Origin of the sequence: Microcoleus vaginatus HSN003, from assembly GCF_022701255.1 — a bacterium.
In the GTDB taxonomy this organism is placed as follows: domain Bacteria; phylum Cyanobacteriota; class Cyanobacteriia; order Cyanobacteriales; family Microcoleaceae; genus Microcoleus; species Microcoleus vaginatus_B.
Genome location: NZ_CP031705.1, coordinates 675,464 through 701,092 on the forward strand (window position 1 = coordinate 675,464; position 25,629 = coordinate 701,092).

25 protein-coding genes are annotated in these 25,629 nt (G+C 45.5%); 7 read left to right on the plus strand and 18 right to left on the minus strand.

Going from position 1 to position 25,629, the window contains the following annotated elements; genetic code table 11:
- Positions 1 to 93: 93 nt before the first annotated feature.
- The 6 genes from D0A37_RS02935 to D0A37_RS02965 all read right to left on the minus strand — a co-directional run bounded on the left by D0A37_RS02935 (position 94) and on the right by D0A37_RS02965 (position 10,602).
- Positions 94 to 1,764, minus strand: coding sequence for a glycosyltransferase family 39 protein (locus D0A37_RS02935; protein ID WP_242720831.1), 1,671 nt, complete (start codon positions 1,762 to 1,764; stop codon positions 94 to 96).
- 124 nt (positions 1,765 to 1,888) lie between these two features.
- On the minus strand, positions 1,889 to 4,864 hold the full coding sequence (pruA, locus tag D0A37_RS02940) for an L-glutamate gamma-semialdehyde dehydrogenase (RefSeq protein ID WP_242720834.1): 2,976 nt from the start codon (positions 4,862 to 4,864) through the stop codon (positions 1,889 to 1,891).
- 84 nt (positions 4,865 to 4,948) lie between these two features.
- Positions 4,949 to 5,896, minus strand: a complete 948-nt coding sequence (locus tag D0A37_RS02945) for a hypothetical protein (protein ID WP_242720837.1) — start codon at positions 5,894 to 5,896, stop codon at positions 4,949 to 4,951.
- Positions 5,897 to 6,086: 190 nt separating this feature from the next.
- Positions 6,087 to 8,795: a protein-arginine deiminase family protein gene (locus D0A37_RS02950; protein WP_242720840.1), complete on the minus strand. Its 2,709-nt coding sequence runs from the start codon at positions 8,793 to 8,795 to the stop codon at positions 6,087 to 6,089.
- 197 nt (positions 8,796 to 8,992) lie between these two features.
- On the minus strand, positions 8,993 to 9,319 hold the full coding sequence (locus D0A37_RS02955; protein ID WP_242720843.1) for a DUF433 domain-containing protein: 327 nt from the start codon (positions 9,317 to 9,319) through the stop codon (positions 8,993 to 8,995).
- A gap of 278 nt (positions 9,320 to 9,597) precedes the next feature.
- Positions 9,598 to 10,602: a putative endonuclease domain-containing protein gene (locus tag D0A37_RS02965; RefSeq protein ID WP_242720846.1), complete on the minus strand. Its 1,005-nt coding sequence runs from the start codon at positions 10,600 to 10,602 to the stop codon at positions 9,598 to 9,600.
- Between the two features lie 57 nt (positions 10,603 to 10,659).
- Between D0A37_RS02965 and D0A37_RS02970 the strand changes: the two genes are divergently transcribed.
- Complete coding sequence (locus tag D0A37_RS02970) at positions 10,660 to 10,857, plus strand: type II toxin-antitoxin system HicB family antitoxin (RefSeq protein ID WP_242720849.1); 198 nt, start codon at positions 10,660 to 10,662, stop codon at positions 10,855 to 10,857.
- A 166-nt stretch (positions 10,858 to 11,023) separates the two neighbouring features.
- On the opposite strand, the gene D0A37_RS02975 is transcribed toward D0A37_RS02970, so the two are convergent.
- The 3 genes from D0A37_RS02975 to D0A37_RS02985 all read right to left on the minus strand — a co-directional run bounded on the left by D0A37_RS02975 (position 11,024) and on the right by D0A37_RS02985 (position 14,163).
- Positions 11,024 to 12,433 carry an NAD(P)(+) transhydrogenase (Re/Si-specific) subunit beta gene (locus tag D0A37_RS02975; protein WP_242720852.1) on the minus strand — a complete coding sequence of 470 codons (1,410 nt, stop codon included), beginning with the start codon at positions 12,431 to 12,433 and terminating at the stop codon, positions 11,024 to 11,026.
- The gene (locus tag D0A37_RS02980; RefSeq protein WP_106150865.1) at positions 12,430 to 12,723 is read right to left on the minus strand and encodes an NAD(P) transhydrogenase subunit alpha part 2; all 294 of its coding nucleotides are present in this window, start codon (positions 12,721 to 12,723) and stop codon (positions 12,430 to 12,432) included. Before D0A37_RS02980 ends, D0A37_RS02975 begins: the two co-directional genes overlap by 4 nt.
- Positions 12,724 to 13,014: 291 nt before the next feature.
- A complete protein-coding gene (locus D0A37_RS02985) occupies positions 13,015 to 14,163 on the minus strand; it encodes a Re/Si-specific NAD(P)(+) transhydrogenase subunit alpha (protein WP_242720855.1) in 1,149 nt (382 codons plus the stop codon).
- A 404-nt stretch (positions 14,164 to 14,567) separates the two neighbouring features.
- Here D0A37_RS02985 and D0A37_RS28865 point away from each other — a divergent pair, with 404 nt between their 5' ends.
- The 4 genes from D0A37_RS28865 (at position 14,568) to D0A37_RS03000 (ending at position 17,220) form a co-directional block, all read left to right on the plus strand.
- Positions 14,568 to 14,699: a hypothetical protein gene (locus tag D0A37_RS28865; RefSeq protein WP_278187147.1), complete on the plus strand. Its 132-nt coding sequence runs from the start codon at positions 14,568 to 14,570 to the stop codon at positions 14,697 to 14,699.
- A 41-nt stretch (positions 14,700 to 14,740) separates the two neighbouring features.
- The gene (locus D0A37_RS02990) at positions 14,741 to 15,253 is read left to right on the plus strand and encodes a DUF2808 domain-containing protein (protein ID WP_242720858.1); all 513 of its coding nucleotides are present in this window, start codon (positions 14,741 to 14,743) and stop codon (positions 15,251 to 15,253) included.
- 290 nt (positions 15,254 to 15,543) lie between these two features.
- Entirely contained in the window at positions 15,544 to 16,815 is a 1,272-nt protein-coding gene (locus tag D0A37_RS02995) for an MFS transporter (RefSeq protein ID WP_242720861.1), read from the plus strand.
- A gap of 255 nt (positions 16,816 to 17,070) precedes the next feature.
- Positions 17,071 to 17,220: a hypothetical protein gene (locus D0A37_RS03000; protein ID WP_242720864.1), complete on the plus strand. Its 150-nt coding sequence runs from the start codon at positions 17,071 to 17,073 to the stop codon at positions 17,218 to 17,220.
- 5 nt (positions 17,221 to 17,225) lie between these two features.
- Here D0A37_RS03000 and D0A37_RS03005 read toward each other — a convergent pair whose 3' ends face one another.
- The 4 genes from D0A37_RS03005 to D0A37_RS03020 all read right to left on the minus strand — a co-directional run bounded on the left by D0A37_RS03005 (position 17,226) and on the right by D0A37_RS03020 (position 22,137).
- Complete coding sequence (locus D0A37_RS03005) at positions 17,226 to 17,993, minus strand: ABC transporter ATP-binding protein (protein ID WP_242720867.1); 768 nt, start codon at positions 17,991 to 17,993, stop codon at positions 17,226 to 17,228.
- 158 nt (positions 17,994 to 18,151) lie between these two features.
- On the minus strand, positions 18,152 to 19,030 hold the full coding sequence (gene glyQ, locus D0A37_RS03010) for a glycine--tRNA ligase subunit alpha (RefSeq protein ID WP_242720870.1): 879 nt from the start codon (positions 19,028 to 19,030) through the stop codon (positions 18,152 to 18,154).
- A 364-nt stretch (positions 19,031 to 19,394) separates the two neighbouring features.
- On the minus strand, positions 19,395 to 19,541 hold the full coding sequence (locus D0A37_RS03015) for a hypothetical protein (RefSeq protein ID WP_242720874.1): 147 nt from the start codon (positions 19,539 to 19,541) through the stop codon (positions 19,395 to 19,397).
- Positions 19,542 to 19,623: 82 nt separating this feature from the next.
- Positions 19,624 to 22,137: an NACHT domain-containing protein gene (locus D0A37_RS03020; RefSeq protein ID WP_242720877.1), complete on the minus strand. Its 2,514-nt coding sequence runs from the start codon at positions 22,135 to 22,137 to the stop codon at positions 19,624 to 19,626.
- Positions 22,138 to 22,277: 140 nt separating this feature from the next.
- Between D0A37_RS03020 and D0A37_RS03025 the strand changes: the two genes are divergently transcribed.
- On the plus strand, positions 22,278 to 22,457 hold the full coding sequence (locus D0A37_RS03025) for a hypothetical protein (protein WP_242720880.1): 180 nt from the start codon (positions 22,278 to 22,280) through the stop codon (positions 22,455 to 22,457).
- Between the two features lie 27 nt (positions 22,458 to 22,484).
- A complete protein-coding gene (locus D0A37_RS28870; protein ID WP_278187148.1) occupies positions 22,485 to 22,616 on the plus strand; it encodes a hypothetical protein in 132 nt (43 codons plus the stop codon).
- A gap of 176 nt (positions 22,617 to 22,792) precedes the next feature.
- On the opposite strand, the gene D0A37_RS03030 is transcribed toward D0A37_RS28870, so the two are convergent.
- From D0A37_RS03030 to D0A37_RS03050, 5 genes are all read right to left on the minus strand, one after another.
- Positions 22,793 to 23,080: an NfeD family protein gene (locus tag D0A37_RS03030; protein ID WP_242720883.1), complete on the minus strand. Its 288-nt coding sequence runs from the start codon at positions 23,078 to 23,080 to the stop codon at positions 22,793 to 22,795.
- 111 nt (positions 23,081 to 23,191) lie between these two features.
- Positions 23,192 to 23,479: an NfeD family protein gene (locus D0A37_RS03035; RefSeq protein WP_242720886.1), complete on the minus strand. Its 288-nt coding sequence runs from the start codon at positions 23,477 to 23,479 to the stop codon at positions 23,192 to 23,194.
- Between the two features lie 681 nt (positions 23,480 to 24,160).
- Positions 24,161 to 24,334, minus strand: coding sequence for a hypothetical protein (locus D0A37_RS03040; protein ID WP_242720889.1), 174 nt, complete (start codon positions 24,332 to 24,334; stop codon positions 24,161 to 24,163).
- Positions 24,335 to 24,412: 78 nt separating this feature from the next.
- The gene (locus D0A37_RS03045) at positions 24,413 to 24,883 is read right to left on the minus strand and encodes a GNAT family N-acetyltransferase (RefSeq protein ID WP_242720892.1); all 471 of its coding nucleotides are present in this window, start codon (positions 24,881 to 24,883) and stop codon (positions 24,413 to 24,415) included.
- 68 nt (positions 24,884 to 24,951) lie between these two features.
- On the minus strand, positions 24,952 to 25,593 hold the full coding sequence (locus D0A37_RS03050; protein ID WP_242720895.1) for a type I restriction endonuclease: 642 nt from the start codon (positions 25,591 to 25,593) through the stop codon (positions 24,952 to 24,954).
- Between the last annotated feature and the right edge of the window lie 36 nt (positions 25,594 to 25,629).

The window sequence follows — 25,629 nt, forward strand, 5'->3', positions numbered from 1 at the left end:
CCTATTGAACTATACTTGCGACATACTTCCAAACACCTCTTTTTCGGCAGTCTGTCTCGGTGAATCAGACATTTTTTGCCGAAAAATTTTAGGTTATTTTTTGGTAAGTTTCCAGAGATTAAGCTCAACATTAGCGTCAGCCGGCTCTATTTGATAGTTTTGTTGCTCAATTGCCGATCGCAAATTTGAGGAGGGTCTGTATAAAAACAACTCACTGAAACCGCCGGGAACTTGCGGGGGTTGGGGTTTTTTCTTTGCCAATTCTCGATTTTTGTAGCAAGAAGTGTAACAGCGGGGTTCTATTAGCAGTTTTACTTTTGGTTGCAGGTGATAACTTAAAGGCATGAGGTATGCAATGTTGGTATCGCTGATTATCAGGGGATTGCTGGCAGAATTGATAGTCGTGGCTACTTCCAAGGCACGCAACCAACCGCTGCCTTTATTCCACCAAATGTCTGCTTGAGAACTAACTCCACCGGATATAATACCTGCGGAAAAAACTGCAACTATAACTATTTTCCACAGTTTGTGCTGTTTAAACTTCTCCAAATTGTTACTAATTTTCGTAGACAGCAGGTAAGCCACTGCTAGCTGAATTCCCACATAACAAGGAACTAAATATCGCGGATTTCCCGATCGTCTTCCACCTTTTATTATATCAGGTACTGCTAAAAACAAAGCAGTTGTTGCAATTAATAATAATACAATTAACCACACTCGCTTTGGGGTTTTTCGGCACAGAAAATAAAGGGCATAGCCGACCAAAGCTAAAATCATGATACCAACTGGAATTAGCAAGGCTAGTTGTGTGGCGTTGGCAGTTCCATCAATGCCTATATCAAAAAATGCTATGCTGAGGGAACCAACCCACCTGCTCACTAATCTTAAGTAATTTGTTTGTTCCGCCCATACTGTTGTGCTTCTAACTTGATTGAAGTTTTCTACAGTATTTACCAGGGAAGGCATGAAGCCACTCAATGCAATTAAAGATGCTACATAATAGGAAATGAATGTTTTCACATCCCGCCAGTTGGCAATAACTGCGACGTAGATTGCGTGGGCGGCAGCGACGCAGACAAATAACAAGTGGGTGTAGAATCCCAGTGTTGTTGTGCCTGCATAAAGTGCCCAGGAAAGAACGAGGGGGACAGCATTTTGATTTTCCCCAGAGCGCATTGCTCGCAGCAAGGCTGCACTGGATAAAATAGTAGTTACCGTCCACAAACTGTACTGTCTTGCTTCTTGGGCAAATAGGATGTGGTAGGGAGAAATTGCGAAAATTGCGATCGCCATCCACGCTACTGCTGAAGATTCAAATAACTCCCAAGCCAGCCAATAAATTGCGGGAAATACTAGCAGGCTAATCACGGCGGCCAAACTTCTCATTGCGGCAACGGAACTACCGAACCATTGCGCCCAATATCGCGCTAGTACGTAATACAGCGGCGGGTGTTGGGGGTCTTCGGTTGCTAAAGAATTCAGGGTATCGCTTAAAGTTTTTTCGGAATTTATCTGCTGATATTTTTGTAAATCCGCAGGCGAGGTTATTTTCTGGTACGAAATTTGTTTGATAATTTCGGCTTCGGTGTAGCCCGAAACTCTCAAAGAAGTATATGTTTCGTCGATCCAGTAAAATTTGCGATCGAGATTTGCGAATCGAAATAAAATACCGATGACTAATACGGCGATAATTAAAAATCGCAGCCACTTGTCAAGTGAAGGGTTGTGAGAATTTAGTCGATCGCGATCTTTCGTAGATTCCATTTTATAACTAGCTAATCTCGCACAAATTTTTTCTGTTACCCCAGCCGTAAGGTGCGCTAGGCGCACCCTACTAACTTAACAGCCAGAGAGAGGACTTCAGTCCTCACTACGAACAAAGGAATGATTAATCATCCACTCCTTCAATCGGCGCAAAACCCTGCCGCTGAATATTTTCGGTTATGGTGCGGGGTTCGAGGAATTGCAGCAAATAATCCGGGCCACCCGCTTTAGAACCAACTCCCGAAAGTTTGAATCCTCCAAAAGGTTGCCGCGATACCACAGCGCCGGTAATTCCGCGATTGATGTACAGGTTCCCGACTTCAAAATCGGATGCGGCTCGATCGATATGCGAAGGCGTGCGAGAATACAATCCGCCGGTTAAAGCAAAATTTGTGCCGTTAGCAATAACAATAGCTTCGCTGAAATTTTTTGCCCGCATCACCGACAAAACTGGGCCGAAAATTTCTTCTTGGGCGAGAGTTGCTGTGGGCGATACTTCCGTAACAATGACTGGGCCGACAAAATAACCGGTTTCCGGTGCCGGCATTTCTAAAGCTATTTTAGCTTCGGCGCGGCCTGTTTCGATGTATTCGCGGATGCGCGAATGGGCATTTGCATCGATCACAGGGCCAACTTGAGTGCCGGGATTTTCTGCGGGGCCGACATTGAGCGATCGCGTCGCTTCTACCAATCTTGCCACAAAATTATCGTACACCGATTCGACCACAATTACTCGCGAACAAGCGGAACATTTTTGGCCACTATATCCAAATGCCGAATAAACTACGCCTGCAACTGCTTGGTCTAAATCCGCACTTTCATCGACAATAATTGCATTCTTTCCGCCCATTTCAGCAATTACTCGTTTCAGGTGTTTTTGTCCCGGCTGCAAAATCGCAGCATCGGCATAAATCTGACAGCCCACTTCCTGAGAACCGGTGAAAGTAATCATGTGAACGTCAGGATGTTTCACCATGTAAGCGCCGACGGTTGAACCTTTGCAAGGCACGTATTGAAATACGCCTTTGGGGATTCCAGCTTCCAGCAAAATTTCTGTGATTTTTGCTGCAATTACTGAGGAAACCTCCGCAGGTTTGAGCAAAGTACAATTACCTGCAACCAGCGATGCAACTGTCATGCCAACGGGAATTGCGAGTGGGAAATTCCAAGGCGAAATGATTAAAGAAATGCCACGTGGCTGATAGCTATAACGGTTAGTTTCTCCGGGAATATCGTAATTTTTTCCTTGGTCTAACCGTTCCATTTCGTCGGCGTAGTAGCGACAAAAATCTATAGCTTCGGAGACTTCGGCATCGCATTCTCTGACAGGTTTGCCGACTTCAAACACCATCCAAGCTGACAGTTCGTGCCGCCGCTGTTCCATCAACTCTGCGGCTTTGCGGAGGACGCCGGCGCGCTGGCGAACGGGGGTTTTTCGCCAACTGGTGGAGGCTGATTTTGCTGCTTCAAGGGCTTGTTTTGCTTGTTCTTCGGAAAGCAATCCGATTTTGCCGACTACTTCTGTGGGATTGGAAGGGTTGAGGGAGTTAACTGTTGCTTCAGTATTTTGGTACTCGCCATTGATTAGGGGTAAATAGGTTTTGCCTAAGTTGGCGCGCACTGATTTGATGGCTGTTTCTGCTTGTTCCCGCAATTTGGTATTGGCGTAGTCGGTATCGGCAACGTTAGGAAATACTTTGCTGTAAACTAGCTGGTCATTTCCGTTAGCAACGGGCGCGGCTAACAATTGTTCGATCGGCATTTCTTCGGAACTTTGCCGGATGAAAGAACTGTTGGCGGTATTTTCCAGCAAACGGCGGATCAAATAAGCCATTCCCGGCAGCAAGTCGCCGTAGGGGCAGTAGACTCGAACGCGATAACCCCGATCGACCAAAAGCTTAGCCAATTTGTCGCCCATGCCATACAGCACTTGCATTTCAAAGCGGCGGCGCGGTATATTGAGAGTTTCGGCAATGGCGATCGCCCTCGCTTGCGATCGCACGTTATGACTGCCAATAGCTGCATACAAATATTCGTGATTTTCTAGCAGCAACTGCGTCATCTGCTCGAAATTTGCATCGGTAGTAACTTTGTCATTGTAGACCGGCTGTGGCCAATCTTTCTGCATCGCTTTGATAGTTTCCTGATCCCAGTAAGCGCCTTTTACCAGTCGCACAGTTACCGGATTTCCGCGTTTTTTTGCCCACGCAATAAGACCTTGCAAATCTTGAGCACTGTCGCGCAAATATGCTTGCAATGTAATTCCGATATCCGTGCGACTGCGAAACTCTTCTTCTAACAATAAGTCTTTGAGAATGCTCAGAGTTAAACTCTTGTAAGCATACTGTTCCATGTCAAAATGAACAGCCGCTCCCAACTCCTTCGCGCGGCGCAGCAACAGGCGAATTCTTTCGCTGACTTTCTCCTCGCTACCTTTAGCATCCAAGGGGTCAAACTGAGAATAAAAAGCTGTTAATTTTACGGATACTTGCACTCGCGGCAGAGTTTCGCCGTCAGCTTTGTCAATTGCATCTACCTGTGACCAATTCTTCGCTGCATTTGCGAGTTCCTCCATCAATTCCAAATAGCGGTTAAGATAAATTTGCGCCTCAGTTTCAGTAATGACAGCTTCCCCCAAAAGGTCAACTGTAAAACCCATTTTATCTTTGCGAAGTCGCTCTAAGGTTTTAATTACCTGCTTGATATTTTCCCCAGAAATATACTTGTGCGCCAAAGTTTCCACAGCAGGCGCCACCGTCGTCGCAGCCAATTGACCCGGAACCGAATCCGGGCTAGCAAAGTTGAGCAATTTTTTCAATGCTTCGGGCAATTCTACCTCTTGGGCGGTCAGGTATTCTTGCAAGTGGCGGGCAATTTCCGGTCTGCTGCGGAGAGCAGGCAAACAGTCAATAAATCGAAACAACTGCACCCGCAGTCCGGGGCTGGCCATCGCCCAATCCATCAGTTTGTCGTCCCAGCGCATTTGGTCTTGGAGTTGACCGAAAAAAGAGCGCTTTTTCTCTTGAGTTACCCGCAAAATTTCTTGGGCAATTTCTTGAGTTTTTGCTTCGTAGATGTTTTCAGATACTTGTGCGATCATTGGTAATAAGTAATTTGTAATTTGTAATTAGCTACAGGGGGACTTTATGTATTTTGTAACTACCCCCTGATACAATTATAGTTGCTATTTGACTTCAATTTTAACTTGGTAGTTTGCTTGGCGATCGCCTGAAATTTCAATAGTATAATCGCCGCTACTGGCTAGTTGAGCTTGCCACTGACCTGTGCTGTCAGCAGTACCTAAATTTTCACCGTTAGGAGCAATAATTGTGGCGCTAACTTGACCTTCTTGAACATTTATTGTCATGCTTTGGCCGCTATTGCACTCTAGTAAGTAGCGCCTGGATATGTTGGCTCGCAAACTATTGCTCAGGGTAGTTCCCGTAGCACCAGCTTGAAAGTAAACTCGCTCGGTTACAGGGGTTTCAACCGCAGCGGGAGAAGGAGAAGGCAAAGGAGAAGGCAAAGGAGAAGGCAAAGGAGAAGGCAAAGGAGAAGGCAACGGGGAAGCAAGTTGCGGAACGCCAGACAGAGAGGGTATTTGAGTGGGGCTGGGCGACGGATAGATTGTGGCGGGCAGTCGAGTTCTAGGTGCTGGGGGAAGTCCGGGCCGGCGGTTGGCGGGCGCTGTTGCGACAGGCGGAGGGCTTTCGGGGAGGGGTACGTCAGCGGGTAGTTTGATTTGAAGGTTCGCTCTTTCCTGATACATTCTCCACGCTAGCAAACTGCCGACACTAAGGACGGAACCGACTAACATTCCGCTGAGAAAAACTGCTAAGATTTGCCAGGATCGAGCTGGTTTTGGTTCGGGGTTGGCAGTTGGAATTGTTGGAGGCGGATAACTTGCAAGTTGAGTTGTTGTCGGCGCGCTATCGGCGGCAATGGGAATTGTTTCGGCTTCGTGGATGGGGGTTGAAATATCTTCGGGCGCGACAATTTCTGCGGGAGTTTCTACTGATGCTGAAGCTGCATCGCCACGGGCAATTTCACTGCGATCGAACTCATCAGTGGCAGTGGAAATTGTTTCCGGTTGCTGAGTCAAAAGTTGTTTTTTTTCCTGTTCGTCGCTCATGGGGCTAAATTTATTTTACAAAGACCGCTTTTAGACATTTTACGTTACTGGTGCGATCGCCTGCACAGCACCCATACGGCACGGCTCTTGAGAAAATGCCGTCCGTGTCTATCGAGAAATATATCTGCTGGGGCGATCGCAATTTACCAATTTTCCGTAAATATTAAGTACAAATTGCGATCGCAAATTACTACGGGGCTCCATTATTAGGCAAAGACTGCCAAAAAGGCCGCTCTTCTGGCTTCCTCACAGTATTCGTCGCCGACTGCACGTTTCCTTTCAATTCTTGATAATACCTGTCATCCAGAAAACTAACGCTGACGCCAGCAGGAAGCAGCAGTTGGCGCAATCTTTCCTGAGTGTAATCTACACCCTCAATCATTGGCCCGCGCGGATTTGAAACTAACAACTTGCCGTTAACAGGCACCGAATTGACCATATTTGGCCACCAAGCATAACCGCTGTAGCCAAACATCACCGGAACTTGAATAATTTGGTCGTCTCCGAGTAAAAACTCTCTTTTCAACTTCTCTATAATCGGATTAAGTTTCTGATTTTGCAAATAGAGATTGTGTTGAATTAAAGCACGGTTTTTCAAGGCGGCGCTGACAGTTGTTTGAGTGCTCAAACCACGATTGAGCGTCACATCGCCGTAACCTCTTCCCTCCAAATCTTCCAATAGCTTAACTCCGGCTTCAGGACTGGCGATCGCCATTACATATCGTCCGGGAGTTTGAGTGGGAATAAAATTGATAATTTCATCGACTTGGCGAGTCAGAAGCCAAGAAGTATCAATATCCACTGGCGGCCCTTGAATTCTCTGAGCTTGAATAAAATCAAGTACCTCTGGATTAAAACTAGCATTTCCAGAATTCCCGTAATAAACTCGACCCATTGGGTGTCCTGGAATCGGCGGTGTCACCTGCAAATTGCCGTATCCGTCAGACCACTGACTTACAGGATCTAAAGAACGAGGATTGCCAATTTTAAATACTTTCAAATCCCGGTCTTGAGTTGATTTAACAGGCGGGTTTTTCTCTGGTTCGCTATTGCTTTTTAGGGTGACATTAAACTGGCGTATGTCCGATTTTTCGGGGAGTTGAACGTATCCGTTTTTCTGGGTATCTTGCATCCAAGTGCGATCGCCCTGGAGAATTTTTACTTTAGCGCCCGTGGGTTCTACTGCTCGTTTTAGTTGCGAGATAAATTCGCTGTTTACCGCGCCTCTGTCGCTGACCTGAACTTCGGTTACTGGTGCTGTATTGGGCGCTATCATCCAAGGACTAACGCCCATTTGGATTGTTGTGGAGGCGATTTCTTGACCGTTGTTTTGGGCAGTTGCTTTGAGATTAACAGTGCCGTTCCAATTGCGATCGGCAAATTGTTTTGCTTCCACACCTAAAACAATATTCTTGCTAAAAACTAGAGGTTTAGCACCGGATATATCTACAGGTTGCCAGCCGTCGCCCGTCTTCTGAAAAACGCTGATGTGAGGGCTAGCAATGCTGTCAGCAGTGATAAATAATTGAGAGGTTTTGAAGTTTTCAGACAGTGTTAAGTTAACTTGAGAAAGCATTGCTGCACGGCGAGGAGCGCTAACTTTGGTTTGTTTCCAAGTCGGTATCTTGCCGCGATCGTTATTGCGATCGTTAAATGAAATTAGCGCGCCCTTGGACAAAGACCATTGTTCTTTTCCGGCGTCGTCTTGCTCGTTAATTTGGCCATCTCTGTTAGTATCTCCCACAAACAAAAAGTTCGGCGGGGATGCAGCCGGCGTAACTGGGGCGGAAGTTGGTGTTGCAGTTGGTTCAGGAGTGGGTTGAGAAGTTGCTTGCTGATTTCTCTCTAACTCTTGTCTTTCAAGTTCTTGTCTGGCTAATTCTTGTCTGGCTAACTCTTGTCTTTCAAGTTCTTGTCTGGCTAACTCTTGCCTTTCAAGTTCTTGTCTTTCAACTTCTTTTCTGGCTAACTCTTGCCTTTCAAGTTCTTGTCTTTCAAGTTCTTGTCTGGCTGCTTCTTGCCTTTCAAGTTCTTGTCTGGCTAACTCTTGCCTTTGGAATTCTTGCCTTTCAAGTTCTTTCCTGGCTAACTCTTGCCTTTGGAATTCTTGCCTCTCAAGTTCTTTCCTGGCTGATTCTTGCCTTTCAAGCTCTTTCCTGGCTAATTCTTGCCTTTGGAATTCTTGCCTTTCAAGTTCTTTTCTAGCCCGGTCTTTTTTCTCTTGCTCTTTTCTCTCTCTTTCTCGACGAGCAAATTCTTTTTTCTCTTGCTCTTTGCGGGCTCGCTCTCTTATCTGTTCTTCCTCAGCTCTAACTTTCTCCACAGAACGTGCAACTTGCATCTGATAGGTAGCGACACTGAGGTTTCCTTGGTATTCGATGGTTTTGTCGATCGCCCGATCGGCCAAAAAAGATTCGTGAGGAATGAGTCGCAGTGTATTGATAGCCAACTGCCACATCCGCTGGGACTGTTCCCAAGTAGCAGAAGAAGGATTAGAAGTGCGTCCAATTAAGACTGCTTGGGCCGCTAATTTAGCAGCATCGTCCCAATTATATTTGGCTCTTTCTTCTATTTGAATCTGACTTTGAACGTTTTGGAGTTGCTGCGTCAGAGTTTGGGATTGCTGGCGGTGGATTGCTGATTTCCAAACTTCTGCCGGAAACGGGGCGCTGTCGGGAGTTTTGGCAAGGTTATCTAATTGTACTTTGAGCCGATCGCGCAATTTGTAGAGTTCGGAAAGGGATTGCGGAGTTTCGGCCTCTGGCTGTCGCCCAGAGATTGCGAGTTGGTAGTTTAGGGAAGGTTGAGCCACTGTTGTGGGGACTGCAACCCAAATAATACCGATGACGACACCGAAACCATTGATAATGGCGATCGCAATATATTTAACCAAGCGCATATAGTTTATCCTCTGACACGCCAATAATTTTACCTAATCTGGGGAGCAATGGGGGATTTATTTATAAGGACTTACGCATGGCGGCCCAGAAACCGGGTTTTTTAATAAAATACTTCGTTGCTGCAGACTGATTCGCTAAAAACCCGGTTTCTTTGTCGGAGTCCGTAAGTCTGGTTATGGCAAATTCGCGCCTTGTTTTAAGCAGCCTCATTTTCTCTGATTGCTGTTTCAATTTCTTCTGGGTAAGCATCAGCATAAGCCCAAGCATTGACTAAATCAGCCGCAGTCAAATGAGGATAGCACTTCAAAAGTTCAGCATCGCTAGATCCGAGACGGCGATAACCCACAAGTACCCAAACTGGTATGCGAGTATTGCCGATACAAGCATCGCCGCCGCACACACCAGGAGTTTTTTTAATGCCTAGAGAACCAGTGCTTAAGGTTTGAAGTAAAATTTCTATAACCGCTGCTTTATCGCCTGAATTTAAGGTTGAGATTTGAGTTTCTAATTCTTGTATAGTCATAAATGCGAGCGCCGGAATCTATTTTATCTAGATTATAGCAAAGTCGCGCCATGTTTTAGGCTTCCTCATTTCTAGCGATCGCAGCTTCAATTTCCTCTGGGTGTGCCTCAGCATAAGCCCAAGCATTCGCCAAATCTGCTGCATTCAAATGAGGAAATTATTGCAAAATTTGCACATCATTTGCACCCAGAAGGATCATACACCCAAGACCAAACTGGTATCCTCCTTCTTGCCCATACAAGCATCGCCTCCGCACACTGCGGGAGTTTTTTTAATACCTAGAGAATGGAGTGTAACTTAAATAGGTCGTCAAAGAAGTTTTCCACCGTTTGTTTTGCCTTTGCATCATCCAAAAACTCATAACCACCAAACCTGTATAATTCATAGCCTGCCAGTCTTAAGCGTCTATCTTCTGCAACCATTTCTGCATATAGTTGAGGGTTGGCTTTGTCATTTTTGGAATAGTGTTGCTTCCCATCTATTTCAATTACAATGTTTTTTCTGTAAGGAAGAAGAAGCAGGAAATCCATTCTTTCTCGGCTTAATCGTTTTACACCTTTGAGCTGTTTCGATGTATAGGGGTCATAATGCAAGTACACTTGAGGAATTAGTGCTGGTAGTTTTTCTTTCAATTTTTCCCAAAAATAGCTGTAGTACGTGTCAAGTAAAATATTTTCTGGGTGATTGTCCCCCAGAGAGGTTTTGAGTCGCTCGAATAGGTTATGACGCTGATCAGAACGTGTCAGATTATGGAGTTCTTCTTGGTCTCGCCACCAGTCTACTAACTCTTCCCATAGAAGCCCTTCTTCAACAAGTGGTCTATCATATACGAGACAGTATTCTTGATTTTTGACAATCTTAATCTCATTCCTGATTGCATCACCTAAGACAATTTCATGCTTAGGTCCCTTTGCCGCGAATATCAGGTTTTTTACCTCACTGCTAACACCCGGCACTGAAAATTCGAGTCTTGCTATGATTCCTTGATACTCGTCGTAAATTAATTGCTTTGTCTCTCTCTCTTTTTCCTCAAAGTATCCAAGAGGATACTTTTTGAATACGCCTCTTAGAATTTTAGCTTGAACTAGCGGGCTTGCCTCTTCAAGTATGCGAATGAACTTTTCTCTTGTAGTGCCAGGTTCATAATCTTTGACGTTAATCTCCAAGTCGCAGTAGTAAGGATAAAACTCGTAGTGACTTTTGTAAGAAAAGTCACGCATATATCCATTGTAAACTCCAATGTATTCATTTACAAGCTTGTATATCTCTGATTTCTTGAGCATACTTATTCATTTATTTAGCCACTACAACCCTCTATATATCCTACAATCCAATCTCCTATGAAGTCAACACAACAGTTTACAGTAATTATTGAACGAGAAGGTGACGGATATATATCCCTTTGCCCAGAACTTGATATGGCCAGCCAAGGTGACAATATAGAAGAAGCGCGACAAAATCTCATCGAAGCGCTAGAACTATTTTTTGAGACAGCAGATCCTTCTGAAGTCAAGAATCGGCTACATACAAACTATTAGCTTATAAGACTCGGCGATTTCAATCGCTTCTTGTAAAACGAAGTCCCTCTCGCTTGAGACTGAAGAATATTGATATCAAAACAAAACCCCAACAAAAACCCGGTTTCTCCAAGAAACCGGGTTTAATCATCCGCGTTAATCCGCGTTCATCTACGGTTAAAAAATCCTACAACTGCTTCACCTCAGAAACCAATTTGGCAACCACATCCTTAGCGCTACCAAACAACATCATCGTCTTATCCTTGTAGAACAACTCATTATCTACACCGGAAAAACCAGCACTCATCCCGCGCTTAATCACGATCGTATGCTTGGCCTTATCAACCTCCAAAATCGGCATCCCATAAATCGGGCTCGCCGTATCGTGACGCGCCGCCGGATTCACCACATCATTCGCACCAATCACCAACGCCACATCCGTTTCTTCAAACTGCGGATTGATGTCGTCCATATCGTACAACTGCGGATAAGGCACGTTTGCTTCCGCCAACAGCACATTCATGTGCCCAGGCATCCGCCCAGCCACCGGGTGAATCGCGTATTTCACGTCAACACCCATTTTTTCCAAACCGTCGGCTAACTCGCGCACGGCGTGCTGTGCTTGCGCTACAGCCATTCCGTAACCGGGAATAATTACAACCGATCGCGCATAACCCAACATCATCGCACTTTCTTCGAGATTGATGCTGCGAACAGTTTTGTCAGTAGCACCAGCAGCCCCAGCAGCAGCCGCAGCACTACCGCCACCGCTACCAAACGCGCTAAACAGCACACTAGAAAGCGATCGATTCATCCCCTTGCACATGATTTGCGTCAAAATAATCCCCGACGCGCCCACCAATGCACCAGCGATAATCAGCATATTGTTCATCAAAATGAACCCAGCCACACTCGCCGCAATCCCCGAATAAGAGTTAAGCAGCGACACCACCACCGGCATATCGCCGCCGCCAATCGGGAGCACAAACATGATTCCCAGAATATTTGAAATCGCCACCAAACCGAGGAATACCGGCACATTTTCCGGGTTCGTCAGCATATAACCACTGCCGGCTAAAAGTGCGATCGCCAGCATGGCATTAAACGGCTGTTGCAGCGGAAACGTCATTGGCGCACCCGGTAGCAATTCTTGCAGTTTCGCAAACGCCACAAGGCTACCAGTGAAAGTAATTCCGCCAATCAACACACCCAAAAGGATCGTGATTGTCGCATCAGGCGCAGGCGATTCCGGGATGCTGAGATAGCGCCAGAATTCGCCCACAGCAACGAGTGCAGAAGCGGCGCCCCCGAAACCGTTAAGCAAACCCACCATCTGCGGCATATCCGTCATCGCCACGGTATTCGCCATAATCGTTCCCAAAATGGAACCGACGATAATTCCGACAGCAATCAATTCGTAGCTGACTACTTGCTTTTCCAGCAAAGTACCGACGATCGCAATTAACATCCCGATCGCAGCTAACACATTCCCTTGACGCGCGGTTGCAGGAGAACCCAACTGTTTCAAACCGATAATAAACAAAGATGCGGCAACTAAATAACCTAGTTGAATGCCACTGGGCAGAAAATCGCTCACGCTTTAACCTCTTTTTTCTTGAACATTTGCAGCATTCGATCGGTTACTAAGAAACCGGCGACAACGTTAATTGTGGCCAGGGCGATCGCGATCGTCCCCAAAATCGAAGTAACAGTCACATTGCCTTGGCCAGAAATCAGAATTGCACCTAAAACCGCAATTCCCGAAATCGCATTCGATCCCGACATCAAAGGTGTGTGCAGCGTCGGTGGGACTTTATTAATTACTTCAAATCCCACAAACGACGCCAGAGTAAACACCACTAAACCTGCAATCAATCCTTCTGCCATAACAATTGGTAATTGGTAATTGGAAATTGGTGTGAAATTAACGCTAAAGTCCTTTATATCTCTCGTTTGTTGCCGAGTCTCGATCCCCCTAAATCCCCCTTAAGAAGGGGGACTTTGAATACTTCTTGTTCCCCCCTTAAGAAGGGGGGCTAGGGGGATCTGGCCCTAGTCACCAAACAAAAAAAGCCTTTTTGGGAGATATTTAATCAGTTCTTCAGTCCTCTTAAGAGGACTTGAGCTTTGAGGCAGGGGTTTCAACCCTTGCCGGACTTTGCCTCATAACGACAGAATCTAACTGACTGCTGAAGCCTGAGCTGCCAAAGCATCGCGAACTCGCTGGTTGCTAATTTCACCGTCGCGGGCAACACAAGCACCAGCAATGATATCGTCTTCAAAATTCAAATTGAGTTCCTTATCTTTCACCATCAACTGAAGTAAAGAGGAGATATTCTTCGAGTAAGTTTCGCTAGCGTGTACCGGCATCGACGAAGGCACATTAATCGGCCCGATGACATTAACGCCGTTCCATTCAACATCTTTCCCCGCTTCCGTGCATTCGCAATTGCCGCCTTGTTCGCCCGCGAGGTCAACAATTACCGATCCGGGCTTCATTTGAGAAACCATTTCTCTAGTAACTAAAATAGGTGCTTTTCTGCCAGGAACTTGAGCCGTTGTAATAACTGCATCGGAAGCGCTGACGTGTTGGGTGAGCACTTGGCGGGTGTATTCTTTGGCGGCTTCTGATAATTCTTTAGCGTAGCCTCCGGCGGCGACGGTTTCTTCCTTGAGTTCGACATCAAGGAATTTAGCGCCCAAACTTTGCACTTGTTCTTTTGTTTCCGGGCGGATGTCGAAGGCTTCGACTACCGCACCCAAACGACGCGCCGTGGCGATCGCCTGTAAGCCAGCAACGCCCACACCCATTACCAATACTTTCGCGGGGCGAATTGTACCCGCCGCCGTTGTCAGCATCGGAAAATACTTTGGCAAAGCTGCGGCTGCGATCAGTACCGCTTTGTAACCGGCGACGTTACCCTGAGATGACAGCGCATCCATGCTTTGAGCGCGGCTGGTGCGCGGGATCATTTCCATGCTGAATGCCGTTACTTTGCGATCGGCTAAACGCTGCACTAAAGCTGGATCTCCCAGAGGATTCAAAAATCCGATGAAAACGCCTCCTTCCCGGAGTTGATGAACTTCTGATTCTTGCAGGGCCCCGATTTTCACGACGACATCGGCTTCGCCCCACAGCCTAGCGGTATCGGCGACAACCTGAGCTCCCGCTTCTTCGTAAGCAAGATCCGAGAAAAAGGATTGTGCGCCGGCACCGGCCTCAACCCAAACTTCGACGCCCTGTTTGACTAATCGGGCTACAGCGTCGGGTACTAAAGCCACCCGGCGTTCCCCTGCTGCTATTTCTTTTGCGATCGCTAATTTCATGAACTCTCCTTGATTCTAGTTAACCCTTGTCTGGGGGTTTCAACCACGTTGACATAGACAGATATCGACAGACATAGACAGGGCGGTTGAAACCGCGTCTACATAGACAAAACCTGCCTTCGCAGGTTGAAACTCAAATTTCCCAGTCCGCCTTGGCGGACGAGAGGCAAGTGTAGGCGCGATTTCAATCGCTGGCTGGCTCCAATTTCCCAGTCTGCGGAGGCCCAGGAGAGGCAAGTGTAGGCGCGATTTCAATCGCTGGCTTACTTCTCACGTTGATAGTAAAGCCGATCGCCACAAGGAGGGCCGCTTCTTTAACTTCTTTTATAGATTGAACTCCGCTAAACTGTGAAATTTGCGTCAGGGTATGATACACTTTACTGCTGAGTAATTCTGTAGTTTAAATGTCTGTTGTCAGTATTACCCAAATTACCCAAAAAATAATTGACCTCAGCCAGCCAGCGATCGCTCCTGCCGATCGAATAGCCGAGACAGTCGGTATATTAAAGACATTCATAGCAAATTGCCCGCAGTAAATATTTAAGGTTCCATCGTAATTTTGGTAAGAGGAGTGATTATGAGACGATTATTTTCAGCATTAGCGGTGACAAGTTGCTTGCTGACTGGGTTGCCCGCCATCAGTTTAGCCCAGTCCATGCCAGGATTGACGATTTTCGGCGGCCCCGATCGCGGCAACCAATTAAACTATCGCTTGGATTACGGTACAGCCGGGATGAGTGGCGATAGATATCGGCTGCGAATTCCTTCCAAAAAAGTAAGTTTGGCGATCGCCCAACTGAACATATCCTATCCAGACTACTACAAAGGCGAATTCGACCAAAAAGACATTAAAGTCCGCGTCAAAGACAAAACAATCCAATTGCAAGAAGTAATCTGGGACAAAGAAAATCGTTTCATAGAAATTTATCCCACAGAACCAATTGCCGCCGGCAACAATGTTGAGGTTGTACTCTCCAACGTCAGAAACCCATCTCCCGGCGGAATGTACCATTTCAACGTCCGCATCCGCACCCCCGGTGACGTTCCCTTGCTGCGTTACCTCGGTACTTGGTTATTAAGCATTAATTGAGGGAAGAGTTCGGGGAAGGAATTTCTCGTTAATCAAGCGATCGCGACAGAAAAATTTAACTGTTGCGATCGTTTTGCTGCGGGCAAAAATCTAACAATACTCAAATCCGGGTTTTCGGGAGTTGTAAAATAGAACCTTCGGCTCATATCGCAATTCTCAATAATTCGTAATAATAGAGTCTAGGGGCAGTCCCCCGATGGTTGCCCTTCGCTAATTAGGGGTAAGCCCAGGGGTGCTACCCCTAAAAAATGTTTACAAATCAAATAGGATTGCTCTAGCCGTAATCTCGCATGAATCTACTAGCAAAAATCAAAACCATACAAATTCCTCCCGCGCTGCGATCGAGAAATTATCGCCTGTTTTTTGCAGGACAAGGCCTCTCACTGATTGGCAGTTGGATGACGCAAGTCGCTACTGTTTGGCTTGTGTACAATTTGAGCGATTCGCCTTGGATGCTCGGCGTGGTGGGATTTACAAGTCAAATTCCCACATTAATTTTACTGCCTTTTGCAGGAGTTTTGATCGATCGCTGGAACCGCCACCGAGTCATAATTGCCACTCAAATATTAGCAATGGTTCAATCCTTAGCGCTAGCATTTTTAGCGCTAACGGGAGTCGTTAACATTTGGCAGATCATGGTACTGAGTTTCTTCCAAGGCGCAATTAACGCCTTTGACGCGCCCGCACGGCAAGCTTTTGTGCCCGAACTCGTGGAAAAGAAAGAAGATTTAGCAAATGCGATCGCCCTCAACGCTTCCATGTTCAACGGCGCCAGATTAATCGGCCCAGCAATTGCAGGTTTGCTAATAGCTACAGTCGGCCCAAGTTATTGCTTTCTCATTGACGGACTCAGCTACATCGCTGTAATTGCAGGCTTATTAGCGATGAAGATCAAAGCCCGTAAAATTGCCGCCACTAATACCAAACCCTTACAAAGATTAAAAGAAGGATTCGTTTATGCCTTCGGGTTTCCCCCGATTCGAGCAATTTTACTGCTATTAGCATTAGTAAGTTTTGCGGGAATGTCCCACACAGTTTTAGTCCCGATTTTTGCAACCAAAGTTCTGCAAGGCGACGCACAAACCCTCGGCTTTTTGATGGCTGCTTCGGGAGTCGGAGCCTTTGGGGGGGCGATTTATTTGATTTCGCGCAAAAGTGTAGTTGGCCTCGGCAAATGGATTGCGATTTCACCGGCAATTATGGGACTCGGGCTGATAGGTTTTGGTTTGTCCCACGTCTTGTGGCTGTCTTTAATCATGATGTTGTTCGTGGGGTTTGGTTTCATTTTGCAATTTGCAGGAGGAAACACATTTTTGCAAACAATTGTGGAAGATGACAAACGCGGAAGAGTGATGAGCATATACACGATGGCATTTTTTGGAGTGACACCGTTTGGGAATTTAGTTGCCGGCGGATTGGCAAATTATATCGGCGCTCCCAATACAGTCATCATTGGAGGTATAGTTTGTGTTTTAGGCTCGATAGTTTTTACCAAACAGTTGCCAGCTTTAAAAAACATAGTCCGACCACTTTATCAAAAAATGGGTTTAATTCCGCACTAGGGATTTAGTGTAAAAGCACAAAAGCCAACATTAAACAAGATTCCCAAAGCTAATATCTGACTGTATCTCTAGCAATCCTCAGCAATTTGTAAACTTCTCTCTTTCCCTCTTATCTTCTCTTTCTCTGTGCCCTCTGTGCCCTCTGCGGTTAAAACATCCAAATTAATTACGCAAGCAGAGGTTAAACTAATGGCAAATACAAGTGGAATTCTACAGCAGAGCGATCGCCTTCTCTGAAAAACGTGGCTCGGCGTCATGGGAACAATTCTCGGCGCTTTCATGGCAGTTTGGGACATACAAATCACCAACGCTTCTCTCAGAGAGATTCAAGCAGCTTTAGGCGCAACTTTAGAAGAAGGTTTGGGGATTTACACCGCGTATCTAGTCGCAGAAAATATTTTTTAACTTGTTCACCATTCTTGTTCGGCTTCTGCTTCTGCTTGGATTAAATTTTGCCGCAGTTGCACCCAATTTATTTGATGAGAGGGCAAATCTTCGATGAGCTTTCCGCGCTGTAAATGCAGAATTCGCGTGCTAAATTGCTCGGCTAATTCTAATTGATGGTTTACCATTACAATGGTGGTTTGGCCGTTTGTTAGCTGTGTCAATACTTGCAAAAGGTGGGCGGCTTTTCCTGCGTCTAGGGCGGATGTTGGCTCGTCTAAAAGCAAGATTTTTGGTTGCAGGATGATGCCGCGGGCGATCGCCACTAGCTGTTTTTGGCCTGTGGAAAGCTGGAATTCGCTGCGATCGAGCCATTCTTGGGGTATATGCAGTTGTTCGATCGCCCCGCTAACTCTCTCAGCAATGTTTGATGCAGTTACGCCGCGCAGCTTCAAAGGATAAGCCAATGCTTCTCGCACCGACATTCCCAAAAGCTTCGATTCTTGCAGGATGAGGGTGATTTGTCTGCGGAGTTCGATCGCAGGTATTTGGCGATATTCTGTATTTTCCAGATAAATCGAGCCGCTGGTGGGAGTGCTGAGGCGATTTAGCAACCGCAACAGCGTTGTTTTGCCGGCACCTGAAGGGCCAACAATTGCCACGCGAGATCCCTTGTGTACCTGAAATGATATATTTTCCAACAAATGACTTGAGGCGATCGGTGTTTTTAAACTAACATTATCAATTCGCAGTTGAGGATTTGTTTCTGTATTATTTTCAGAATAATTAGGCATTTAATTAATTAAAAATATGGCTTTCGTGGAACGGGCATCTTGCCCGTTCTTAAGGCAGGCAAGATGCCCGCCCCCCAATCCAACTCACTCTTTGTGGAACGGGCATCTTGCCCGTTCTTAAGGCAGGCAAGATGCCCGCCCCACAATCCAACTCAAACTCAAACTTTTACAGCTTTTTCTAAAGGGAAACCCAGCTTTTCGCGCTGTTCCAAATAAAGCTGAGCCACTCGCCGCGCCAAATTGCGAATTTTGGTGATATACCGAGTTCTTTCAGTTACCGAAATCACACCTCTAGCATCGAGTAAATTGAAAGTGTGAGAACATTTTAACACATAATCAAGACTAGGCAAAACCAATCCTTTTTTTGTCAATTGTTCTGCTTCTTGCTCGTACAATCCAAATAAAGTAAACAGCAATTCCGGATTGGAAGCTTCAAAGTTATAAGTACACTGTTCTATTTCTCCTTGCAGGTGAACGTCGCCGTAAGTGATGCCATCTTTCCACTGAATTTTCGTCATCGCATCGACTTCTTGGAGATACATTGCTAGGCGTTCTAGTCCGTAGGTAATTTCAATGGAGACGGGGCGACAGTCAATGCTACCGCACTGTTGAAAGTAGGTAAATTGGGTGATTTCCATGCCGTCGAGCCAGACTTCCCAGCCGACGCCCCAAGCTCCGAGGGTAGGCGATTCCCAGTTGTCTTCTACGAAGCGAATATCGTGGTCTTCTGGGCGAATTCCTAATGCTCTGAGGGAGTCTAAATAGATGTCTTGGATGTTGGGAGGAGAGGGTTTAATTAAAACTTGATATTGATAGTAATGTTGGAAGCGGTTGGGATTTTCGCCGTAGCGTCCGTCGGTGGGGCGGCGACAGGGTTCGATGTAGGCGACTGACCAAGGTTCGGGGCCAATTGCTCTGAGAAAGGTGTGGGGATTCATGGTTCCTGCACCTTTTTCTGTGTCGTAAGATTGGGCGATCAGGCAGCCTCGATCGCTCCAGAATTTGTTTAAGGTGGCAATGACTGATTGAAAGTTCACTGGTTTCAATATGGCTAGTATGTGTCTCAACTTATTTAAGCATACTCAAGGCACGATTTATTGAAATAAACCCTGCCGAAATTAGATAAGAGATGCTGAACGTATCGCTGGATATTTAAGTTCTTTTTTCAGGTATATTGTATCGCTCGAGTTATGGCGATCGATAATAGCAATGTTTTCTAGATCGATACTCGCATTGCGATCGGGCGCGTTGAGTCACTAACTGACGCAAAGTGGCTGATACATAACTCATGCTGCTGTCTGTAAGTGTTTGCAAGCATGAGCTTTGGTTAAGCGCACCCAAGGTTCTAGCAGCAAGTATCGATCGAATTCGACTGCTTCCGATTGGGAGAGAGTGCTGGATTTATGGCGATCGAATAGTTCGACGATTTGGCGATCGTCTCTGGGGGGGTGAGTTGCTGGAGTGCGCGATCGATGGCTTCTGGGAGGCGATCGCCCAGTTGTTGCAGTTGTTCGCCGAGGCGATCGGGAATTCCAGGATAATTTGCATTAACGTTTATACTCGCACTCGTTATAATTCTCTGCCAGCAAATTACCTACTCAGCTTTTTCATGTTTGCGTTTTTATTCAATTTAAGGGATTGCCTTTGTCGCATCAGCTATAGCTTCAAGTTCCGAGTAGGGAATCAAAAGAGTTTCCATAATAAATAGTTCGAGAGGCTTACTAATTTTTTCCGAGTTACCTTTAAGACAATCAATTAAAATTCGATTTGCATAAATGTAAGCCAAAAGTACAGACCAGTCTCGCTCTGTTAGCTGCCAGTGATAGTCAATCTTACGATATTTTATGGAAAATATCCTTAGTTTATCTGCCCAAGCTTCACTATCGTCCCTACACCATTGCCGATATTCTTCCCAGTTATCGTAAATACCTATAGGACTTTGCTCGTAGAGCTGAGATAGCTCCAAGCTTAAGTTTTTCCAGTCATTTTCCTCGCAAAACTCTCTCGCTCTGTATAGATCCTCTGCGATCTCATAGAAACAAGCATCATCAAGACTATGAAAGAACTCAAAGTCCTCCTCATTTTGGTGCAACATCCAGTCATTCTTTTCTGCTGCATACCTAACCTCATCTAAACGAAAAGCACGCCCTAAGAGCGAAGCATGAGCACGAGCATGGCAGAGGTCTCGGTCTAAGGCGGGTTCTCCTTGTAGAGAACCAGAGGGATTACCCAGCCAAAATCCATTTTCAGAGTTGTGATAAACATGGAGCTCAATCCTGTCATCCAATTTTGATAAGAGAGCGCTAAAATCTCCCAAGAACCAGTTTGAAAGCCCAGGGGCTTCTAATTCATCAATGGTGTTGATAAGTGTTAGTAGGCTGAGATAAAAGCTACGAAGAGTTGTTCTAGAATAGCAGCTAGAAGTATTTGATGATTTTTGAGATATCCACTTCAGAAGAACCTGTAATCTGTCATACCTAGAGACCGATTCATCAATACTGCACTTTAGTAAGAGAGCAAAATCATCGATATTAAATATTTTTTCAGAGAACAGTAGGATAACTTGTTCCCATTTTTTTTCATAAAGATACCAGATCAATGCTTCTCCTCGCTTGTCTTTGCAGCTAAAGTTTAGAGCGACTAAATATTCTTGAAAAGTTAGATGCGAAAAAGACCATATTTTTTGCGAGCGCTCAATCAACAATCCATGCTGCGCTTCCATCGCCCTCAACACCGCCCGACTATCCCGCTGCCCAATCCCCAAAAACTCCGCAATATACTCCTCAATTTCTGCCTGCTCAAATAGCACATATTGCTCTTTTTCAAACTTCTTCACTGCCAGAAAGCTCAATAATTCTAGCTTTCGCTCTACTGACAAATCGCGATAAATTTCATCTCGCTCGATTCCCCTACGTTCGTCCCACTGCTCTAGCAATAACTCCAACCCTTCTTCATAAAGCTTGGAACGCTTCGAGTAAAACTTTCCCTTGTGGTGAAACACCGCACAAGTCAAACTCAGCAAAATCGGCGTAATTGCTAACTCCCGAATCGGCTTATTCTCCTCCAAAAAGAGCAGCCCGAGAAACTCCTTGGCTTTTGCCAGTCCCCCCGACTCCTCGCCCATCACCGCCTTATACCAATGTTGGGCAAAAGCCCGCACCTGCGGCTCGTTAAAATCCGCCACCTCCACATAATCAAACCGCTCAAACCGCGATTCCTGACTCTGCGTTCGACACGTCACAATTACCTGCACCTGCGGATAAGTGCGAGCAAACCGCTTGATTTCCTTGGCGATGTTCTTCCCATCTTCTCCCGTCACTTCATCCAACCCATCCAGCAGCACCAGCGCCCGACCTCGATCTAACGCCAATTGAGTTTCGGCATCCGATAACCGCCAGCACCGCTCTAGATAACGCTCTAGCGAGTAGGCAACCTCACGCCCATCCTCGACAAAATCTCGCAGTTTAATCAAAACCGGAATCCGGTGCGCTTGTAAATTACCTGCGTTGCACTCCATCACCACTCGCTGCAAATATGTGGTCTTTCCCGAACCCGGTTTGCCCACTACCATCAGGTTCGCATTCTTTGCCAGCACCTCTAAACCTGATACCCCTTTTAGCTCTTTGCCCAAACCAATGCGATCCAAACTGCGGTAGCTGGGATTTTGGCTGAAGTCCTGCCACAAGTCATCCAATTCCGATTTACGACTACTACTGAGTTCCTCCAGAATATTGACATCCACAAACAAGTCACCCAACGGCACGCAACGATCGATTTCCCAAAGCGGCATGGTGCCGTGCAACCGTTGGATGTCATCGTGGAGGCGCGATCGTACCTGCTGAACCAACGCATCAATGTCATCTTTCTCGCTCTCAGCAGGCGGATCTGAGAGTGAACTCGGTGGTTTACCTTTCTGCTGAACGAGTTCATCATCGGGTTCCCATTTCAGTTTGAGCTTTTTGCAGATGCAAAGAAACTGCTGGCGCTGAACAGGTTCACCTTTGAAAAATTTGTTGATGGTAGTACGCGACATCTTTAATTGAGCAGCCAAATCGGATTTGCTACCAAATTTTGTTAATGCGTTGTCCGCGTTTTTCACTTGAGTTGGCGATAACCTCAGAGATCGCCCGGTACGTTCTGTCATGTAGTGGTTTCAGGTTTCTCCAATTATAGCGACGCGATCGTAACTTGAACAAACTTGTACATAACCTGAGCGGTAGGCGATCGTATCTAAAACCAGCCTCCTATCTTGCATTTGGCAGATTGTTGAGAGTTTCAACGAAGATGACCAACATGAAGAGTTCAAATAAGAAAAAATGGCTCAAAGTAATCGAGTTTAGCGTAGTGGGTATTGCCACCTGGCTCAATCCCCAAGCAGGATTTCTGCTCTTTCTGCTCCGGCTGTGCTTTCAAATCTTGGCTGCGTTGCAGAAAGATGAGGAGAGTGAAATAGATAAAAGCTAAATGCTAAACGAGTAGATTGAGAAAAAATTGTCGTTGCCGAGGGCCGAAATCGACAAGCGCAAAAAGGCATCAGAACAAGCAGCAGTCAGCGGAGAAAGTAGCGAATCTCAAATTGGCGATCGCCTCAACAAACAAGCTCTCAAAAATGCCATTTTATAGTACGCTATCTGCCATATTTCTACGGGCAAATAAACAGAGGCAGATATTGCTGTCTTGCGTCAGGTGTGGAGTGGAAGCGATCGCCAAATTGGCATTAAAAAACAGAATAGTCAGAACCCCGACTTCTTGAATAAGTCGGGGTTCTGACAGTGAAAAAGTTGAGATTACTTTCTAGTTTAGTCTGCAGGAGCGAGGGAAACTAACAGAGTGATGTTGTCAACGCCGATGACATAAACCGTGTCTCCCGGTGTGAGGGTGATTTGGCCATCGCACCGTGCGGGCCACCAGCTACCTTGGAAGCGGACGCGACCTGTTTGATTCGGGTAAATCGATTCATCAACGACTGCTTCTTCGTTGAAGTAGTTAAAATTGGTGTTGATGTAGTTATCCATTAAGAGATTGTTTTCTGTGCTGTAGGTGTGAGTAGAAAAAATTGAACCGAAAGCTTTTATTACGTTGAACATTTTTTGACTCCTTTTGTGTTAATATATATTGAATTTTACTCGCCTATTTATGCTCTTTGAAAAGTAGCATTTCCTGGTTGAAATTGATTACCAGGTCGTTCATGCTCTGATTTAGTCTGCGGGAGCGAGGGAAACTAACAGAGTGATGTTGTCAACGCCGATGACATAAACCGTGTCTCCCGGTGTGAGGGTGATTTGGCGATCGCAACGTGCGGGCCACCAGCTACCTTGAAAGCGGACGCGACCTGTTTGATTCGGGTAAATCGATTCATCAACGACTGCTTCTTCGTTGAAGTAGTGGAAATTGGTGTTGACGTAATTTTTGATGAGCATATTGTTAGCGCCGCTGTATCCTGGGGTAGAGAAAATCGAGCCGAAAGCTTTTACTACGTTGAACATGATATTTAGTCCTGTTGTTTTCAAATATATGGATGTGTAATTGTCGGTTTATGCTATTTGAGAGGCTGCATTTCCTCGGTTGAGATTGATTGATTGCCTTGATATTTCATTGTTCTTGCCTTCCGTCATTCTATCAGGATAAAAGACCAAGAATTTTTGAAATGTTGAGGGGATTTGAGAAGCGGTTGCGGGGAGTATAAATCCAGTAATTCCGAGGTATTGAATTAAGGATTTCATTGTTGAGCTGTTGGTGGGATTTGCCTCAAGGGTAGATGTTGTTAGCTACATTAGAGATTGACTGATTCCGCATTACTGCTGCTGTGAAAATGTTTTATTTTTGGGTTGAATTTTTGGGTTGAATTTTTTGATTGGGTTGTGACTCACTTGCTTTACATTTACTAATTTGCCAGGAGTCGAATATCTTTGGGGCGATCGCCAGTCCACTTTCCGAGTCTGGTACTGGCACATGACACTCGCCAACCTGCAAACAACGATTTTGCAACGGTTTTGACCTACCTATCAGGCGTGTAGCTGTGCCAATTTAGCCAACTGGACTACCGCGAACAGTGAATTATGAACTTACGCTGTCTCGATCGCCCAATCCGGAATATCCATACATATCTAGTCGGTGACTTACGCACCAAACCCCTAAAAACTCGTTTTCTGACACCCTGTGCGCCATTAGGGGCCCGTAAGCGCATCTATGATATAAGCAAGTAAACTTGGCAACTTACCCACCCTCCCCATGCGATATTGATTTGTACCTACCTCTTTAGAAATAGAAAATAGGCGATCGAGACTTACGCAGATATCAGGAGGCGGTACGAGTTTTTGATCGATGCAGGTCGATCGCACCCTGTTATTCAATTATTGAACAGGTCGAACTTAAAATCCATTCATAAATTCAGAATCTTAAATTCATAAAAGTCATAATTATAGACAACCTGCTTGATACTGCATAATTGTTACAGGAATTCTGAATAAAGTTTTAGCTAATTGAGACAAACCGAACTTGAATTTAAGCGACTGCGGCAATTCTTGTACGGAAACTTCTACGAACCCAAAGCGAGTATAAAATGATGCGAGCCGCTTTCCCAAACATTCTAAATATAGCGGTTCTGTAGCTTGTTGAATTAAATATTTTGTGAGGTAGCTTCCCAAACCTCGATCGCGCCAATCTTTCGCCACCACCAAACTGCCCAATTCTTGCGCGCCCGCAAAGTTCCGCAACTGCCCGCAAGCTGCCAATTTTCCCTCGCATTCGATTACCCAGAATTGCTGCCAGCGTAACTGAGTTGGATCGAGTCTTGCGCTCCACACTAACTTTCTAATTGATTTGATGTCTTGAGCTGAGGCCGGGCGGATAGTGCATTCAGACGGCAACGAAAAAAAACTTTCATTCATTATGATTCCATAAAATGAGCTTTAGTAAATTTATTCTTATTTTCAGAGTCGAGTTCCAGATGGTGTATTTAAGTATAACTGCTGTCACTGGAAATTATACCAGCTAGCCGCTTCAAAATGCGAAAAACTTCGTAAAGTTCGTTGCCTGGACTGCCAATATCGAAAAGTTTAGATACGGCATACTGCGGTGTGCCTTGTTTGGTTACTTTGATAAATCGAAAGCTGCTGCCATTTGTCAGAAGACCAAAGGTTACTTGTTTTGGACTGGGGTCATTCAGCATATAAAATAGTAACTGAGGAAGTCCAGCTTCAACGGAATATTGTGCTCGCTTCGCTTCGATCGCCACAACCCAAAAAGATTCAATTAAAAGCAGAACATCAATACTTCCTCTGACAAGTATACCTTCATCCACGGTGACAAGTTCCACCGATTTTTCTGCTTCTATATGAAACGGATTCAGGTATAAATCTGCTAAAAAGAGCAATGGAGCAAGTACCACCATTTTCACGGTATCTTCTATCATGGAGTGGTCGGCACTGTTAGTATAGCCAGCCTTTACTTTGTCTAGATATCGCTTTTCTTCATTAGTAATTTCTGGTAAATCGTCAATCCACTCCCGGAAGAATTGCTCGTCTTCACAAAGTTGGAAGTTAAATTTTGTTTTGACATCGTGCATGGTCAGTGTTTTTGCTTGAATGCTTTGTGTCATAGTTTTATGTAGCTATTTGCTGGTTGGTGTTGATTG